The organism is Azospirillum sp. Marseille-Q6669, from assembly GCF_965111635.1.
This window is the reverse complement of record NZ_CBCOOP010000001.1, coordinates 267,501-285,782: the sequence shown is the minus strand read 5'-3', so window position 1 is coordinate 285,782 and position 18,282 is coordinate 267,501. Positions and strand designations below refer to the sequence as shown.

Sequence of the window (18,282 nt, the reverse complement as noted above, 5' to 3'; positions counted from 1 at the left end):
CATGACCACACCGCACCGGATCATCCGCAGGTTGTCGGGCGCCGCACTGTCGGGCGCCGCCTGGCTGTGCCTGGGCAGCGTGGGCGCTCTGGCGGCCTCGCCGCAGGAGGAACGCTGGGACATGCTGCGCGACATGTATTTCTCGGGCCGCACGGTCGAGGATGCCGGCCCGCTCCTCAGCCTGGAGGCTCCGAAGCGGGCCAACGACGCGGCGGTCGTGCCCATCCGGATCGTGACGGCGCCGGGAAGCGGCGTCCAGGTGACCGCGGTCCACCTCATCGTCGATGAAAATCCCGTGCCGATGGCCGCGACCTTCCGTTTCGCCCACGGCGATAGCCCGCAGGCGATCGACACCCGTCTGCGGGTGAACGCCTACACCAACATCACCGCCGTCGCGGAGACCGGCGACGGGCGGCTCCTACGCACCACGCAATTCGTCAAGGCGTCCGGGGGATGCTCCGCCCCTGCCCTGAAGAACGCCCAGCTCGCCGTCGCCCGCATGGGCAAGATGAAGCTGAACCTGCCCGACAGCATCACCGCCGGAAAGCCGATGACCGCGCAGTTGCTGATCAGCCACCCCAACTACACCGGCATGCAGTACGACCAGCTCAACTATTACTTCATCCCCGCCCACTACGTAAAAACCGTCGCCATCCGCTACAACGGGGCGCCGGTGCTCGACGTGCAATCGGACATTTCGTTGAGCGAAGACCCCAGCATCCATTTCTCGCTGGTGCCGGAGGAGCAGGGAACGCTGGACGTCACCGCCGAGGATTCGAACGGGCGGGTTTTCCAGGAGAGCTGGCCGATCCGCGCCAATTCTGGTTCGTGAAGGTCGCCTGCGCCGCCGCCGGACCGCCCAGATGCATTTCAGGTCAGAAGCATTTCAGGTCGGCGGCGACCTGGGCTTGCCGGAACTCGTTCAGCAGATCCTTGATCCACCCGACGTCACGCATCAGCGCGGCGCGCTCGCCGGGTGCCTCCTGCATGCCCCGCGCGGTTTCCACCGCCACGTAGCTGTCGTAGGGGAAATGCGCGGCGATCTCATCGATGCTGCAGGAGCATTTGCGCACGACGTCCGGCCCCTGGCCGTTGGACAGCATGCAGCCGAGGACGTAATCAACGCGGGCGTAGGTGGGATAACCATCCTCGGCCCGCACCGTTCCGCAGCCGATCAGAAGCGCGAGCAACGCAACCGGAACACCATTCCTCGTCATCGGGTCGGGTCCATGCTGGTCTGTCCGAAGAAGCGCATCCTCATGGTGGGACGATGAGGCGTCCGGTCTCAAGCGCGCATTCGGAGATCGCCGCGGGGATGACCGGCCGATCCCAATCAGAGCCGAATAAATTCGGCATTCATTGACCACAAAAAATCCATCCGTATTTTCCGTGCCACTATCCATTCGTAGGATGGCCGCACCAGGATTGGACCGGTAGGCTTTCTGGAGAGGACCAAAACCGCAGATGGTCCTTTCCATCCAAAAACTGAGGGAGCGCACCATGAAGACTTGGCGCAAACCGAAAATCCGCGTGATCGCCGTCGGCACCGAAATCAACGCCTACGCCTGCGCACAGCTTTGATGGCGTGGTAACGGCGAAGCCGTGTGCCTCATCATGTCCACCACCGACCTTCCTGCGGGCAGCGGCGAGACACGTCTCCCCTGCCCGCATGTTCGTTTCAACAGGGCCCACAATCAAGGACCGGCCTGAGTTTGATCACCGGCCTCACGCCGGGCGCAGCGGCTCAAACCGGGCGAACCATTGGCCCGCCCCATCCGGTGCCGCGCTGTCGTAATACAGCGAGGACAGGCGCAGGCGGCCGGCTCCCTCCAACCGTGGCCCCGTCGCCATGGTGTGAAAGCTCTCCCCTCCCACCACGCGGTGCGCGATGGTGAGATAAAGCCGCGACAGCGTTCCGTCCCGCAGCATGGTGGAGAGCATGCGGGGGCCGGTCAGCAGATACACGCTGCGGAAACCGAGGTTGCCGAGTTCCCGGACCAGAGGCGCTCCCTCCACCGATGCACCGTCTCCAGCCAGGATCACCGGGAAGCCACGCTCGCGCAACGCGTCGACCCGATCGCGCGGGGCCTGCCGACCGGTCGCGATCAGAACACGCTGTTTCTCCCGGATGACCGACTGCGGAATCGGAAAATCGAGGCTGGCGCTGGCGATCACGACGGCGGGCTGGGCGGCCAAACCGTTCTCCTCCCTCCACCGCGCAAGGTCGCGGTCCACGGCGCGCGTCCCGATCTGCAACACGTCGTCCAACCGGCCCGCCGCGAGGTCGCGCAGATAGCCGCCATGGGTGACGAGGCAATCGGCCTGGGCCTGCAGTTCGAGGAACAGGCGGAAATCACTCTCGCTGGTGATCTCGACCGGAAGGCGGCTCGCTTCGCCGTCCTGCAGCGCGATGCGCCCGTCCAGGCTGCCGACGAAGCTCGCATAGACGAACGGCGCCGATGCGCTGCCCAAGCTGTGCAGCGCATCGGCCACATAGAGCCCGGCCAGCGCCACCTCTTCGGGCGGTCCCGGAAAAAGCCTCAGCACACGCGCAGCCATACCCGACGATAACACCACCCATTCCGCAGCCAACAGCGCGGAAGGAGGGGACGCGCGGCAGCCCGCCCCCCCGTCAGGTGAACCAGCGGGCGGCATCGCCGGTCTGCCCGACGATGGTGACGCTCACCCCCGGCCGCAGATCGAGCACGGTGTTGCCGTTCACCACCCTCGCCGACGCGATCACGCTTTTGAGATCAAGCGAGGAGTCGAAAAGCACCAGCCGGTCGGTGCCCGCGGTGAAATCCATCACCATCGATCCGCCGGACGCACCACCAAGGGCGAAGATGTCCGCCCCGGCACCACCCCACAGCGTGTCCGCACCGCCGTCGGCGAACAGCACGTCGTTGCCCGCCCCGCCGACCAGCACATCGTCGCCGGCCCCGCCGAACAGGGTGTCGTTGCCATCCTCGCCGAACAGCGTGTCGCTGCCCGCCCCGCCATCGGCCAAGTCGTTGCCCATCCCCAGCGACAGGATGTCGTTGCCGGCCCCGCCGAAGAGGGTGTCGTTGCCGTCCTCGCCGAACAGCGTGTCGTCCCCATCGCCACCGCTGGCGACGTCGTTGCCCAATCCCAGCGACAGGATGTCGTTGCCGTCCTCGCCGAAGAGGGTGTCGTCCCCGTCGCCGCCAAAGAGGGTGTCGTTCCCTGTGCCGCCGAACAGGGCGTCGTTGCCGCCTTCACCGATCAGAATGTCGTTGCCGGCTCCGCCGCCCATCGTGTCGTCGCCGGCGCCGCCGCCCATCGTGTCGTTGTCGGCGCCGCCATCCATCAGATCGTGGCCGTCGCCCCCGTGCATCAGGTCGTCGCCGTCGTCGCCATACAGCGTGTCGTTGCCGAGCGTGCTGGCCACCGTGTCGTTGCCGCCGCCCCCCGACAGGACATCGTCGCCGGGGCCGAGGATGATCGACTGGCTACCGGCGTCGCCATACACCACCTGATTGCCCTCGCCACCGGTCAACGTCGCCGAACCGATGACCGCGGCGAACGACACGGTGTCGAGCTGGATGGCCAGCGGTCCCGCGACCCCGGTGGTGTCGATGACCAGAGCCGTCGGCATGGTGGAGCCCGGCATGGCGCCGGTGACCCGGACCGCCGCCCCTGGCGCGTCGGGTGCGGTGAAGGCTAGCGTGCGCAGCAGCAGGGACGCCTGCTGCGACAGCGTGCTCAGGAAGCGGGCGCCGCCGCTGGACAGGTCGGACCGCGAGACCGACCCCGCCGTCGTGCGCGCCTCGATCGCCTGAATCAGGTCGGCCTGTGCGAGGCTCACCCCCTCGCGGGCTATCGGGCCGCTCGCCGTGAGGCCCACTCCGGTCGGCAACCCGATCTGCAGCGTGGTCGCCAGCGTCGGCTGCCCGGTTGACGGATCGGTCGCCGTCTCCCGGACCAGCGGCACGTCGGCCAGCCCGGCGTTCGGGCTGCTGGGATCCTCCGTGCGGCCGGCGGCGGGCGCCTGGATCACGACGGTGCTGACGGCCCGTCCGTTGGACTGCGACGCGAGCGTCTGGACCTGCGTGCCGTCCACCACCGCTCCCGCCGTCTTCGTCGCGGTCGCCGTCCCGGCCGCCGAGACGTTGCCCGCCGCGTCGGTCAGCGTGACCGAGAGTGACAGCGTGCCGTCGAGCAGGCCGGACACGTCGATCCCGCCGACCGTGCCGCCCGCACCAGCGAGCGTTCCGGCGCCCGTCAGCGGACCGCCACCGCCCGAGGAGGACAGCGTCCAGCGATAGGTCGCCCCGGCCTCGCCGCCAGAGAGGACGAATCCAACACTGCTCTGCTTGGCCTGGTCGATGGACGCGTCGTTGAAGGCCACCGATGGCGTCGTCGGGGCAACGGTGTCGATGACGACCGACAGGGCGCCGGACGCCGGACCGCTGTTGCCCGCCGCGTCGGTCGCCCGGGCGGTGAAGGCGTGGGTGCCGTCCAGGAGCGGCCCCGCGCTGAGATCGACGACCCAGGCGCCTTGTGCGTCGGCGGTAACCGTCGCCACCTCCGTCCCACCATCGGACAGGACGACCCGGCTGTCGGCTTCCGCCGTGCCGCGGACGAAGAGCCGGTTGCGGTTGGTGTTGGTGACCGTCACCGGCAGCGTACCGGCGGAGTCGGTGCTCACGGCGGTGATCGTCGGGCTGCCCGGCGGGGTGGTGTCCACCATCGGCAGGGTCAGCGTGCCGGTGGCCGGCGTGGTGAGGCCGTCGCTCACGGTCACCGCGACCGTCGCCGTGGCGGCGGTGCTGCCAGTGATCCGCAGGGCGGCCAGGGTCGCGTTCACGTCGGCGACCGACCCGCTGATGGTCAGCGTTCCGTCGCCTGCCGTCGTTACGCTCGCTTGCCCGGTCGCTGTGCCCCCCAAAGTCGCCTGGGACGGCGTCAGGGTCACCGTGATCGACGGGCTGTCCGGATCGGCGATCTGGATGCCCGGCAGAGCCGTGGCGAGGCCCTGCTCCAGGGTGATCGGCTGCGGCAGGGTGAGCGTCGGGGCGACCAGGGTCGCCGGATCGACGATGGTCACCGCGATGGTCGCCTCGGCGTCGGTCGTCAGTGTGCCGAGGTCGCTGGTCGTCACCCGAATCGTGCCGGAGGTCTGGCCCGCCGTTCCGGTGAAGGTCACGGTGGCCAGCGTGGCCGTGATGTCGGCCTGGGTGCCAAGCAGGCGCCAGACGCCCGCGGACGGCTGGGTCAGGGTCACCCCGCCCTGCGCCGTCAGAGCCAGCGCACCGTTGGTCGGGGTCAGCGTCACCTGCAGCGTCGGGCTGTCATAGTCGCTGACCGACAGGCCGGTCACCGCCGTCGCCACGCCGGAAATCACCGACAGGGCGGTGGGCGCCGTGTGCTCGGGCGAGGACAGCACGCCGATGACCAGCAGGCTGTCGGAGTCGGGGGTCAGCGGCTGGTCGTCGGAGGATTCGAACCGGATCGACGCGCTGGTGACGTTGCGCGACGCGGTGAATTCAAGCTGCTGCAGCGTGCGGTTCACGTCCTCCAGCGAACCGGTGAGCCGGATCTTGCCGTTGCCGAGGTCGCTCGTCGTGGCAGAACCGTAGAGCGGCAGGGTGAGGGCGCCGTTGGTCGGCGTCAGCACGACGGTCATGGTGCCGCCGTCGACGTCCGTGACCTCCAGCCCCAGCACCTCGGTCGAGCGGCCGGCGACCAGGGTCGGGCTGCTCGGCAGCACGTTGGCCGGCGGCGACTGGATATCGATGGCGAGCGTGCCCGCGGCGTCCGGCGTCGAGGGATCGCCGTCGGCCACCGTCACCGCGATGCTGCCTGCCGTCTGTCCGCCGGCCCCGGTGAAGACCAGCGAGGCGAGAGTCGTGTTGACGTCGGCCACGCTGCCGGTGAGCGTCACGGTGCCGTCACCGGCCGTGCTGACCGATGCGGGGCCGGCGACGCCGAGGCTGCCGTTGCCGGGCGTCAGGATCACCGTCACGGTAGCGCTGTCGCCATCCATAACCGACAGACCGGCGATGGCCGTGGCCGTCCCCGCCACCACCGTCCTTGCGGGCGGCAGGGTCAATTGCGGATCAATCGGGTCCTCGTTGCGGATGGTCCCCGACGCCGACGCCGTCTCGATCGCCGTCGCCGTGACCGACGGGCTGGACAGGGTGACGGTGAAGGTCTCGTCCGGCTCGATGTCCGTATCGCCCGACACCAGGATGGTGATGGTCTTCGTCGCCTCGCCGTCAGCGAAGGAGACGGTGCCCGACGGCAGGGTTCCGCCGAAATCGGCGGCGTCGAGCGTAGCGCCTCCCGCCCCGTCGCCGGCCGCCACCGTCCAAGCCACTGTCAGAGCGCCGCCCGTGTTGCCGGAGCGGGTGACGGTGAAGGTGAAGGCGGTGGTGCCCCCTGGGTTGGTGCCGTCGCCCTCGCGCTTGTCGGCGTCGATCGCCGCGATGGCGAGGCGCGACGGAATGACCACGGCGACCTGGGCCGCGCTGATCTGCTGCTGGAGGTTCGTGCCGGTGAAGGCGGCAACGGCCCCCGACACATCGCCCGCGGCGGTGCCGCTGCGCAGCTCGTCCGCCGCTGTGCCCTGCGCCACCACTTGCGCCTGGGCCATCTGGGTCAGCCCGTCGATGCCACCGCTGTTGGTCGTGCCGGCGGTGATCACCGCGCCGTTCGACGCGGCGATGACGTTGGCAGCACCGCCCGTCACCGTGGTCAGCTTCGCGCTGTCCACAGCCCCGATCCGCGCCCCGGCAGCGGCCAGGATGGCAGCGATGACCACCGGATCGGCGAGGTCGATCGTGCCGCCCGCCGGGACGGCCTTGACCGCGTCGGCGATGGCGCCCACCAGCGCCCGCCCGATCACGCCGCTGGCCCGCGGCGTGCCGATCACGACCCCGGCGAGCACGGCGCTGCCCTGGACGATCACGTTGGCGACGCTGGCGGCGGCGGATTGCGTCTTCAGCGCCGTCGCGATGGCCGCGGCGCCCGCCCCGGCCGTGGTCACCGCGACGATGGGGTCGTAGGTGAGCAGGTCGAGGCCGGCATCGAGGCCGAGCTTGCTCTTCAGTTCGGTCGCCGCAGCGGCGATTTCGCTGTCCGTTCCGGCAAGCCCCGCCATGCCCATGATGATGGTGGTCAGCGGTGTGATGACGGACGCGGAACTTGGCGCCTCGTAGACGCCGGTGAAGGGCAGATTGGTCGAGATGTCGGTGCCGCCGATCATGACGATGGGGCCGGACCCGCCGGGGATCGACCAATTCCCCACCGCGTTGGTGGTCCCGAACGCCTCGCCGTCGTCAAGCTGGCCGTTGGCGTTGGCGTCGGCGAACACCGTGGCGCCGGCGATGTAGCCGTCGATGGCGTGGCCGCCGCGGACATTGATCAGCACATGGCTGGTGACCGGAGCGGCGGCGCCGAAACCGAGGTTGGTGACGGTGTTGCCGGCGCTGTCGCGGATCTGCGCGCCGTTCGGGTCGATGGTCCCGGCGACCACGATGCCGTCGTTGTCCAGATCGCCCGCGCCGACGGCGTAGCGGAACACCAGTTTGCCGGACTCCACGCGCAGGAAGGTGGCGTAGCGGGTCTGGGTCCCGATGCTCAGCGCCAGCCGCGGCACGCCAGCGCCGGACACGCTGACCGCGTCGCTGAAGGCGACGGTGAAGTCCAGCGTGTCGCCGCGCGCCGCCAGGTAGCGGCCGGCGGTCGGGCCGGTCACCGCGGTGATCGTGGCGGCACGGTCGTCGTTGAGGATGGAGCCGGTCGCCGTCGGGGTCTCCACCGTGATCTTGGCGTCGGCCACCGTGGTCGATGGGGAGAAGAGCAGGACCCGGAACTGCTCGTTCCCCTCGACCTGCCGGTCGCCGCTGATCGGAACGGTGATGGTCTTGCTGGTCTCCCCGGCTGCGAAGGTGACGGTGCCGCTGGGCAGCGTGCCTCCGAAGTCGGCCGCGTCGGCGATGCTGCCGCTCAAGCCGTTCGTATCGACCTGCCATTTGAGCGTGGTGGCGCCCGAGGTGTCGCCGCGCCGGGTGATCGTGTAGGTCAGGTTGGCAAAGCCGCTGCTCCCCTCCGCGATCGACAGGCTGGACGGGACGAGACTCAACCATTGCACCGGCGTCAGGCTGATCGTCACCGCACGGCCGACCAGATGGGTCCCGTCCGAAACGGCGTAGCTGAAGGACCCCGCGGCCCCGGTGGCGCCGAAGGGCGGCGTGTAGATCACCGCGGCGAGCTGGTCCGGTGTCAGCGTGTCGCCGACGGCGAGCGCCGTGCCGTCGTACCGCTGGAGCGTCCCGACCGTCGGCAGACCGGTGACCGTGATGGTCAGCGGGTCGCCTTCCGGATCGACCGGCTTGTCGATCGACAGCCCGACCCGGCTGGAATTCTGGTCGATGGCGACGTGCTTGGCCTCCTGCACCGCCGGAGCGGTGTTGACGCCCCGCACGGTGATGGTCAGCATCGCGGTTGACGTCGCTCCGGTCTGGTCGGTGACCGTGTAGCTGACTGTCTCCTGCCGGGTCTGACCGAACAGCAGCGTGCCGTAGCCGCCCGCCGGGTCGAAGCTGTAGCCGCCGTCGGCGTTCAGCGTCAGCCGGCCGCCACCGGCCAATGTGATGGCCCGGCCGACGTTGGTGGCGTCGCCGTTCACCGCACTGACGGCCAGCCGGTCGCCGACGTCGGGGTCCGTGTCGTTGGCAAGCACGCCGCTTGCCGCAACCACCGTGACCGGGGTGAGGCGGTCGGTGTCTCCCGCATCGTTCGCCGCGACGGGCGCGTCGTTGACGTTGGCGACCGTGATGGTCAGCGAGTCCGAAACCGTCGCGCCGGAGGAATCGGTCGCGGTGACGCGCACCGTCCGGGTGCCGACGTCGGCGTTGCCCGGCGTACCGGACAGGCGCCCAGTGGCCGCATCGAAGCTGAGCCAAGCGGGCAGCGCCGAGCCGTCGCCGCTGGTCGCGCTGAAGGTCAGGCTGTCGCCGGTGTCGGCGTCGGTAAAGGCTCCCGCCGGGACCGTGTAGGAAAAGGCCTGCCCCTGGTCCACGTTGCTGGTGCCGAGCGCCTGGGCCAGCACTGGGGCGTCGTTGATCGACAGGACGTTGATACTGGTCGTGGTGTTCGTCGCCGATGCGCCGTCCGCATCAGTGACCATCACGGTGAAGGCCGTGGTCTCCTGGGTGCCCGGAGCGGCCCGGTTGGCCGCCGGCTGGAAGACGAGCAGCCGCAGCGCGGCCTGGGCCGCCGCCGCGGAACTGGCGGTCAGAGTGTAGGTGCCGGCGGCCGATTTCGCAAAACCACTGGCGATGAGGCTGGCGGTGCTGAAGACGCCGGTGGCATCGCCGACGGTGCCACCTGAATTCCGGACCGTCACGACAACCGTCTGCGTCTGGGTGGTCTGGCTGTCGGACACGGTCAGGGTGGCGAAGGGCTGGCTGCTGGCGGTGTCGTTGACCGCTTGACTGGCTGCCGCGCCACCGATGACGGGGGCCGTGTTGACGGGCGGGCTCCGGGTGTCGATGGCATAGCCGGCCGACGTCGCCACTGCCGTTGGAGTGTTTCCAGCGGTGTCGCTCCACCCCGCAGCAACGGTGATCCGGCTGTCGGAAGCGTTGATTTCCACGCTCGGGGTCAGGGTGGCTGTGTACACCAATCCGTCGCTTCCCGGCAGAACGGACAGGTCTGACAGCGTCCCATTCTGTGCTGTGACGGCCGAGAGCGAGAATCCAACCGGCGCCTCACTGAACGTAAAGGTGACGGTTGCCGTCTCCCCCACCCCAAGTGTCGCCCTGCTCAGTGCGATAGCAACGGACGGTGCTCCGGTGTCGATGGTCACGGTCAGCGCCGCGGATGCCGAGGAGCTGTTGCCCGCCGCATCGGTCACCGTGGCGGTCAGCGTGTGCGCACCGTCGCTCAGCGAGGCCGCGGTGATGCTCCACGCCCCGGCCGCCGCAGCGGTCACCGTGCCAAGAGCCGTCGCCCCCTCGTACAGCACCACGACGCCAGCCTCGGCCACGCTGCCGGTGATCACCGGTGCTGCCACGTTCGTCAGCGTGTCCGCCGTGGAGCCGCTGTTGGATGCTGCAGCCAAAGCGAGACCCGTCGGAGCGCTTGCTCCGGTGTCGATGGTCACGGTCAGCGCCGCGGATGCCGAGGAGCTGTTGCCCGCCGCATCGGTCACCGTCGCGGTCAACGTGTGCGCACCGTCGCTCAGCGAGGCCGCGGTGATGCTCCACGCCCCGGCCGCCGCAGCGGTCACCGTGCCAAGAGCCGTCGCCCCCTCGTACAGCACCACGACGCCAGCCTCGGCCACGCTGCCGGTGATCACCGGTGCTGCCACGTTCGTCAGCGTGTCCGCCGTGGACCCGCTGTTCGAACCCGCGGCAAGCGCCAAAGCGGTTGGCGACGAGGCGCCGGTGTCGATGGTCACGGTCAGCGCCGCGGATGCCGAGGAGCTGTTGCCCGCCGCATCGGTCACCGTCGCGGTCAGCGTGTGCGCACCGTCGCTCAGCGAGGCCGCGGTGATGCTCCACGCCCCGGCCGCCGCAGCGGTCACCGTGCCAAGAGCCGTCGCCCCCTCGTACAGCACCACGACGCCAGCCTCGGCCACGCTGCCGGTGATCACCGGTGCTGCCACGTTCGTCAGCGTGTCCGCCGTGGAGCCGCTGTTCGAACCCGCGGCAAGCGCCAAAGCGGTTGGCGACGAGGCGCCGGTGTCGATGGTCACGGTCAGCGCCGCGGATGCCGAGGAGCTGTTGCCCGCCGCATCGGTCACCGTCGCGGTCAGCGTGTGCGCACCGTCGCTCAGCGAGGCCGCGGTGATGCTCCACGCCCCGGCCGCCGCAGCGGTCACCGTGCCAAGAGCCGTCGCCCCCTCGTACAGCACCACGACGCCAGCCTCGGCCACGCTGCCGGTGATCACCGGTGCTGCCACGTTCGTCAGCGTGTCCGCCGTGGACCCGCTGTTCGAACCCGCGGCAAGCGCCAAAGCGGTTGGCGACGAGGCGCCGGTGTCGATGGTCACGGTCAGCGCCGCGGATGCCGAGGAGCTGTTGCCCGCCGCATCGGTCACCGTCGCGGTCAGCGTGTGCGCACCGTCGCTCAGCGAAGTGGCCGTCATCGTCCAGGCACCGGCCGCCGCAGCGGTCACCGTACCAAGAGCGGTGCTGCCCTCGTACAGCACCACGACGCCAGCCTCGGCCACGCTGCCGGTGATCACCGGTGCTGCCACGTTCGTCAGCGTGTCCGCCGTGGACCCGCTGTTAGATGCTGCAGCCAAAGCGAGACCCGTCGGAGCGCTTGCTCCGGTGTCGATGGTCACAGTCAGCGCCGCGGATGCCGAGGAGCTGTTGCCCGCCGCATCGGTCACCGTCGCGGTCAGCGTGTGCGCACCGTCGCTCAGCGAAGTGGCCGTCATCGTCCAGGCACCGACCGCCGCAGCGGTCACCGTGCCGAGAGCCGTCGCCCCCTCGTACAGCACCACGACGCCAGCCTCGGCCACGCTGCCGGTGATCACCGGTGCTGCCACGTTCGTCAGCGTGTCCGCCGTGGACCCGCTGTTCGAACCCGCGGCAAGCGCCAAAGCGGTTGGCGACGAGGCGCCGGTGTCGATGGTCACGGTCAGCGCCGCGGATGCCGAGGAGCTGTTGCCTGCCGCATCGGTCACCGTGGCGGTCAACGTGTGCGCACCGTCGCTCAGCGAAGTGGCCGTCATCGTCCAGGCACCGGCCGCCGCAGCGGTCACCGTGCCCAGGGCAGTGCTGCCCTCGTACAGCACCACGACGCCAGCCTCGGCTACGCTGCCGGTGATCACCGGTGCTGCCACGTTCGTCAGCGTGTCCGCCGTGGACCCGCTGTTCGAACCCGCGGCAAGCGCCAAAGCGGTTGGCGACGAGGCGCCGGTGTCGATGGTCACGGTCAGCGCCGCGGATGCCGAGGAGCTGTTGCCTGCCGCATCGGTCACCGTGGCGGTCAACGTGTGCGCACCGTCGCTCAGCGAAGTGGCCGTCATCGTCCAGGCACCGGCCGCCGCAGCGGTCACCGTGCCCAGGGCAGTGCTGCCCTCGTACAGCACCACGACGCCAGCCTCGGCTACGCTGCCGGTGATCACCGGTGCTGCCACGTTCGTCAGCGTGTCCGCCGTGGACCCGCTGTTCGAACCCGCGGCAAGCGCCAAAGCGGTTGGCGACGAGGCGCCGGTGTCGATGGTCACGGTCAGCGCCGCGGATGCCGAGGAGCTGTTGCCTGCCGCATCGGTCACCGTGGCGGTCAACGTGTGCGCACCGTCGCTCAGCGAAGTGGCCGTCATCGTCCAGGCACCGGCCGCCGCAGCGGTCACCGTGCCCAGGGCAGTGCTGCCCTCGTACAGCACCACGACGCCAGCCTCGGCTACGCTGCCGGTGACCACCGGCGCCGTCACGTTCGTCAGCGTGTCCGCCGTCGACCCGCTGTTCGACGAAGCCGCCAGTGCCAAAGCGGTTGGCGACGAGGCGCCGGTGTCGATGGTCACCAGGAGAGGCCCCGAAACCCCGCCCACGATGCCGGATAGCGTCCCCCTGGCCGTCAACGTCCAGATTCCGTCAGCAAGCGCCGTGCCAGGGATCACCGTCCACGCACCGGAGCTGTTGGCCGTTCCTGTCCCGATCTCAACACCGTTTCCGTACAAATGCACGACACTGTCGGCGTCGGCCGTACCCGTCAACGTGGGCTGCGACGCGTTCGTCAAGGCGTCACCGACCACTCCGCTATCCGACGCCGGGTTGAGCACCGGGACTGACGGGCTGGCCGGCAGCACGATCCGTGTGTCGATACCGTTGAGCGTCAAAGTTTGGAACGGTGTGTAGACAGTCTCAACACCGGAAACGAAGAGCGTCCCCCGGTTGCCGGCCGGGGAGAAAGTCACCACGTCCGTACCGGCTCCACCGATCAGCGTCTCCAGCAGGGTCGCCGCCAGAGTGGTACCATCGCTGCCCAGCGTGATCACGTCGGTGCCGGCACTGCCGGTCAACGTTTCGACACCTCTCACCAGCAGCGTGTTGCCGCCGCCGCCCAGCGTCACCACGTCGGTGCCGGAACCGCCGTTCAGCGTTTCGACACCGCTCACCAGCAGCGTGTTGCCGTTACTGCCCAGTTCCACGAGGTCGGTGCCGATCCCGCCGCTCACCGTCTCGACGCCGTCCACCAGCAGCGTGTTGCCGAAGGTGCCGAGAGTCAGCACGTCGGTCCCGGCGGAGCCGATCACGCTCTCCACCCGCGACACCGTCAGCGTGTTGCCCGCGCTGTCGCCAAGCCTCACCAGTTCCGTGCCGGTGCCGCCGTTGAGCCTTTCGATGCCGCTCACCGTCATCTCGCCGCCGCCGGTGCCGATCGTCACCACGTCGGTGCCGGACCCGCCGGTCAGCGTCTCCAGCAGCCGGACCAGGATGGTGTTGCCGCCGCTTTCCAGCGTCACCACGTCGGTGCCGGAGCCGCCGAACAGCGTCTCGACCCGCGACACCAGAGTGGTGTTGCCGTCGCTGCCCAGCGTCACGGTGTCGCCGATGTCGCTGCCGAACAGCGTCTCGATGCCGCTCACCGTCATGGTGTTGTTGGAGGTGCCGCTCAGGAGGGTCACCACGTCCGTGCCGGCAGAGCCGATCAAGGTGTCCACCCGCGACACGGCCAGCGTGTTGCCGGCGCTGTCGCTGAGCGTGACCAACTCCACACCGGAGTTTCCGATCAGCGTCTCCAGGCCGCTCACCTCCATGGTGGCGCCCGTCGCGGAGATCGTCACCACGTCCCTTCCGGACCCGCCGATCAGCGTTTCTAGGCGGCTCACCAAGATGGTGGAGCCCGCGTCGGCCAGCGTCACCACGTCGACGTCGGACCCTGCGACACCCTGCAGCGTTTCGACGCCGCTCACCCAGATGGTGTTCCCGCCGGAGTCGAGCGTGATGCTGTCGGTGGCGGAACTTCCGGTCAGCGACTCGATCCCGGTCACCTTGATCGAGTTGCCGGCGGTGCCGGACGTCACCACGTCGATGCCGCTACCGCCGATCAGCGTCTCGACCCGCCACAGGAACAGCGTGTTGCCGCCGTCTCCCAGCCTCACCGTGTCGGTGCCGCTGCCGCCGATGACCGTTTCGAACCCGATCACCGTGGTCGAACTGCCCCCGGCGCCGATCGTCACCATGTCGGTGCCGATGCCGCCGGTCAAGGTCTCCACCAGCCGGACCAGCAGCGTGCCGCCGTTGCTGCCCAGCGTCACCATGTCGGTGCCGGTGCCGCCGGTCAGCGTCTCGATCCCGTTCACCAGCATGGTGCTGCCGCCGTTGGCGAGAATCACCGCGTCGATGCCGGCGGAGCCCGTCACGGTCTCCACCAACTGGACCATCATGGTGCCGCCGCCAGTGCCCATCGTCACCAGATCGCTGCCGGAGCCGCCGATCACCGTCTCCAGCAGACGGGCCGTGAGCGTGCGGCCACCGTCTTCCAGCGTGACCATGTCGACGCCGGAAGCGCCGATCACCGTCTCGATGCCCTTCACCAGCGTGCTGTTGCCGCCGCTGGCGAAGGTCACCACGTCGTTGCCCGGGGTGCCGGTCAGCGTTTCCAGCTTCGAGACCGTCAGCGTGGCGGCGCTGCCGCCCAGCGTCACGATGTCGGTGCCGGTGCTGCCGGTCAGCGTTTCGATGCCCTCGATCAGAAGCGTGCTGCCGACGTTGAGGTACACATAATCGTTGCCGATGCCGCCGGTCAGCGTCTCGACACCGCCCACCTCCACTGTGTTGCCGAGGCTGCCCAGCGTGACGACGTCGGTGCCCGAGCCGCCGTTCAGCCGCTCGACCCGGCTCACCTCGATCGTGTTCCCGCCGCTGCCGAGATACACCAGGTCGATCGCCGTATTGCCGGTCAGCGTTTCGACCCCGGTGACGGTGTAGGTCGCCCCGATGGTCAGCAGCGACACCACGTCGGTTCCGGTGCCGCCGGTCAGCGTGTTGATCTGCGACAGGGTGATCGTGTTGCCGCCATCGCCCAGCGTCACGATGACCGGCGCGACATTCCGCAGATACTCCAGATTCCCGTCGTCGACGCCGACCACCATGTCGCGGTCGCCGTCGCCGTCGAGATCGCCCAGGGTCGGCCGCGGGTACGCCCCCGGCGCCCGGCCCGCATAGGGGTTGCCGGCGAGCAGCGCGAAGGTCGGCGCCGCCGCCGTCCCGGTGTTGAGGTAGATGGAACTCTTGCTGATGAGATCGACGAGGCCGTCCCCGTCGAAGTCCACCAGCACGGGCGCCGAATAGCCGCCGGCGTCGCGGGTCAGGCTGAAGGGGTTGGTGCCGACGAGCACAAAACTTGGCGCCTGCGCCGTCCCGTCGTTGCGGAAATAGAGGAGGTCGCCGGCCGAGTTGCCGATCAGAAGGTCGAGGTCGTTGTCGCCGTCCAGATCGGCGAGGGCCGGCGCCCCGAATCCGCCCGCGCCCTGGATGCCGAACAGGTTGGTGCCTTCCAGCGAGAAGTTCGGCGCCTGCGGTGACGTCCCGTTGTTGCGGTAGAAAAGGGTGCTGCCGCTGTGGTTGCCGATGAACAGGTCGAGGTCGCCGTCGCCGTCGATGTCCACCAGACCGGGAAGCGCGCCGCCCGCGCTGACGTTGGTGATCCCGAAGGGATTGGTGCTGTCCAGAGTGAAGGTCGGCGACAGCGTCGTTCCGGTGTTCCGGAAGAAAAGCGTGTTTCCGTCCGCGTTGCCGACCAGGAGGTCGAGATCGCTATCACCATCCAGATCCGCCAGCACCGGGGCGGCCTCGCTTCCGGTGTCGGAAAGGCCGAAGCTGTTGGTGCCGATCATAGTGAAGGTTGGATTCGCCACGATCTTTCAGCCCTCACGTCACGCGGCCGGCACACACACCGGCCCCAGACAGATCAATGCACGACCAAGAGCTAATTATTGGTATATAGGAGCGTTCGTGACGCGTTACTGGTCGGAAGCGCGGAAGTACACCCGTAAAAATCCCTATTTTCTCAATAGTTTCTTGCTCCCCGCGAGATCACGCATACATCAGCCGCGAAGGGATGCTCTACACGGAAAGATGTCGCGATTGGATTGAATTAGAAACCAAAGGTTTTTAGAATACAGAGCCCTTTCTCGGGATAGAACGTAAAATGAACATTTCTGGCAGGTTTGTGAATCGGCACCGAAACGGGGCTCTGTCGCAGTTTTGATGGTGCTGGGCTGTTGCTGGCTCTGGTTTCACCAGCGGAATCAGCATCATGGCTCAGTCGCATCGCTGCACGGGGGGTGTGCCGCCCGGCTTCGTGGTCGTCGAGGCGGCGGACGTCGGCCTCGCCGTTCAAATCACGGTGCGCTCCGCAGCCGCGTTCAGCTCCTGCCCGGCGTGCGGCGGACACTCGTTTCGGGTGCACAGCCGGTACCAGCGCCTCCTCTTCGACCTGCCGCTCTCGGAGGCGTGGGTTCCGGGGCAGCCTGCGTGTCGTGGGTGAATGGACGACGCGCCGCCGGCGCTCAGACCAGGCGCAGACCGGTGCGCTCGGCCGTACGCCGGCGGCGCGGACGATCGCGCGCTTGCTCACCATCGGCCGGGATGCTCTGAGCAAAGCGGAGACGGTGACGGTCGCGGCGATCGAGGGCGGCGTGCCGCTGCTGGTCGAGGCGCGCGAGATCGTTGCGGCGTTCCAGTGGATGATCCGGAAGAAGAGCGCCGAGGAGTTCGAGCCCTGGCTGCAGCGGGCCAAGGCGAGCTTGGTTGCGTCTTTCGCCAACGGGATCGCCAAGGACCGGGATGCCTTCATCCCGGCAATTACCCTGCCCTGGTCCAACGGTCAGACCGAGGAGCAGATGTATGGCCGCGGCAAGCTCGACATCCTTCAGGCGCGCGTCATCGACACCGGATGAGGTCGGACCATCAAATCTGCGACAGAGCCCCTTTTCCATGCCGATTGACAGGCTGTGCTCCCGGTGTTCCGGCCCACCGTCCCCTGCCGGAAGAGGCGCCGACCTCTATTCAGCTATACCGGCCACCACCTTCGATACGGACATCTTGCGGATACAGATTCCTGTCGCCGATTCGCCGGACACGAAAAAGCCAGCAACCCATTGGGGTTGCTGGCTGATTTGGTTGCGGGGGCAGGATTTGAACCTGCGACCTTCAGGTTATGAGCCTGACGAGCTACCGGGCTGCTCCACCCCGCGGGTGTTGGGCTGCTGGGAACCGGCAGTGCGACGACGATTGTCAAGTGTGTTTGCAACCCATCCATCCAAGTCCTTGATGGCTTGGCGTGTGCCGTGGTGACCTGGCGGCGACCTACTCTCCCACGTCTTAAGACGCAGTACCATCGGCGCTGAGGCGTTTCACGGCCGAGTTCGGAATGGGATCGGGTGTTGGGAGCCTCGCCATGACCACCAGGTCACCAAGGCACACGCGAACCATCCGGACCGGACGGGCGGGTTTCGTTAAGTTTGAGGACGTTTGCTCTTGTTCTTTGCGGTGTTGGCTCGTGCGCCCAGGGCTTGCCGCTGCGCGCGGGCCGCCTGCTGGGAAGGATCAAGCCGATCGAGCGATTAGTAAGGCTCAGCTTCAGGCGTTGCCGCCCGTCCACATGCCTCCTATCGACGTGATGGTCTGTCACGGCTCTCAAGGGAGTTCTGGTTTTGAGGTGGGTTTCCCGCTTAGATGCTTTCAGCGGTTATCCCGTCCATACTTAGCTACCCGGCCATGCCACTGGCGTGACAACCGGTGCACCAGAGGTATGTCCATCCCGGTCCTCTCGTACTAGGGACAGATCCTCGCAAAACTCCGACACCCACGGCAGATAGGGACCGAACTGTCTCACGACGTTCTAAACCCAGCTCACGTACCACTTTAATCGGCGAACAGCCGAACCCTTGGGACCTGCTCCAGCCCCAGGATGTGATGAGCCGACATCGAGGTGCCAAACGACTCCGTCGATATGGACTCTTGGGAGTCATCAGCCTGTTATCCCCGGCGTACCTTTTATCCGTTGAGCGATGGCCCGTCCACGTGGGACCACCGGATCACTATGGCCGACTTTCGTCTCTGCTCGACTTGTCTGTCTTGCAGTCAGGCGGGCTTATGCCATTGCACTCGTCGAGCGATTTCCGACCGCTCTGAGCCCACCATCGCGCGCCTCCGTTACACTTTGGGAGGCGACCGCCCCAGTCAAACTACCCGCCATGCAGGGTCCCGGCTCCGGATCAACGGAGCGCGGTTAGATGCCAGAGACCTCAAGGGTGGTATTTCAAGGATGGCTCCACCCGAGCTGGCG

5 protein-coding genes, 1 tRNA gene, 2 rRNA genes and 1 pseudogene (1 of these 9 cut by a window edge) are annotated in these 18,282 nt (G+C 68.0%); 3 read left to right on the top strand and 6 right to left on the bottom strand.

Going from position 1 to position 18,282, the window contains the following annotated elements; translation table 11 throughout:
• Position 1: 1 nt before the first annotated feature.
• Positions 2–832 (top strand): quinoprotein dehydrogenase-associated SoxYZ-like carrier, encoded by an 831-nt coding sequence (locus ACWPXE_RS01155; RefSeq protein ID WP_454016330.1) that lies wholly within the window; start codon positions 2–4, stop codon positions 830–832.
• Positions 833–875: 43 nt separating this feature from the next.
• On the opposite strand, the gene ACWPXE_RS01150 is transcribed toward ACWPXE_RS01155, so the two are convergent.
• A complete protein-coding gene (locus tag ACWPXE_RS01150; RefSeq protein ID WP_454016329.1) occupies positions 876–1,217 on the bottom strand; it encodes a hypothetical protein in 342 nt (113 codons plus the stop codon).
• A 247-nt stretch (positions 1,218–1,464) separates the two neighbouring features.
• Between ACWPXE_RS01150 and pqqA the strand changes: the two genes are divergently transcribed.
• Positions 1,465–1,581, top strand: coding sequence for a pyrroloquinoline quinone precursor peptide PqqA (gene pqqA, locus ACWPXE_RS01145; protein WP_237907549.1), 117 nt, complete (start codon positions 1,465–1,467; stop codon positions 1,579–1,581).
• A gap of 144 nt (positions 1,582–1,725) precedes the next feature.
• Here pqqA and ACWPXE_RS01140 read toward each other — a convergent pair whose 3' ends face one another.
• Both ACWPXE_RS01140 and ACWPXE_RS01135 read right to left on the bottom strand, forming a co-directional pair.
• On the bottom strand, positions 1,726–2,547 hold the full coding sequence (locus ACWPXE_RS01140) for a RibD family protein (RefSeq protein ID WP_454016328.1): 822 nt from the start codon (positions 2,545–2,547) through the stop codon (positions 1,726–1,728).
• Positions 2,548–2,632: 85 nt separating this feature from the next.
• Entirely contained in the window at positions 2,633–15,847 is a 13,215-nt protein-coding gene (locus ACWPXE_RS01135; RefSeq protein WP_454016327.1) for a beta strand repeat-containing protein, read from the bottom strand.
• A 585-nt stretch (positions 15,848–16,432) separates the two neighbouring features.
• On the opposite strand from ACWPXE_RS01135, the pseudogene ACWPXE_RS01130 reads away from it, so the two are divergent.
• Positions 16,433–16,891, top strand: a pseudogene (locus ACWPXE_RS01130) (ISL3 family transposase); the annotation flags it as partial.
• A gap of 220 nt (positions 16,892–17,111) precedes the next feature.
• Here the strand turns inward: ACWPXE_RS01130 and ACWPXE_RS01125 are convergent.
• From ACWPXE_RS01125 to ACWPXE_RS01115, 3 genes are all read right to left on the bottom strand, one after another.
• A tRNA-Met gene (locus ACWPXE_RS01125) sits at positions 17,112–17,188 on the bottom strand.
• 99 nt (positions 17,189–17,287) lie between these two features.
• Positions 17,288–17,403, bottom strand: a 5S ribosomal RNA gene (gene rrf, locus ACWPXE_RS01120).
• 133 nt (positions 17,404–17,536) lie between these two features.
• A 23S ribosomal RNA gene (locus ACWPXE_RS01115) occupies positions 17,537–18,282 on the bottom strand (it continues 2,001 nt past the right edge of the window).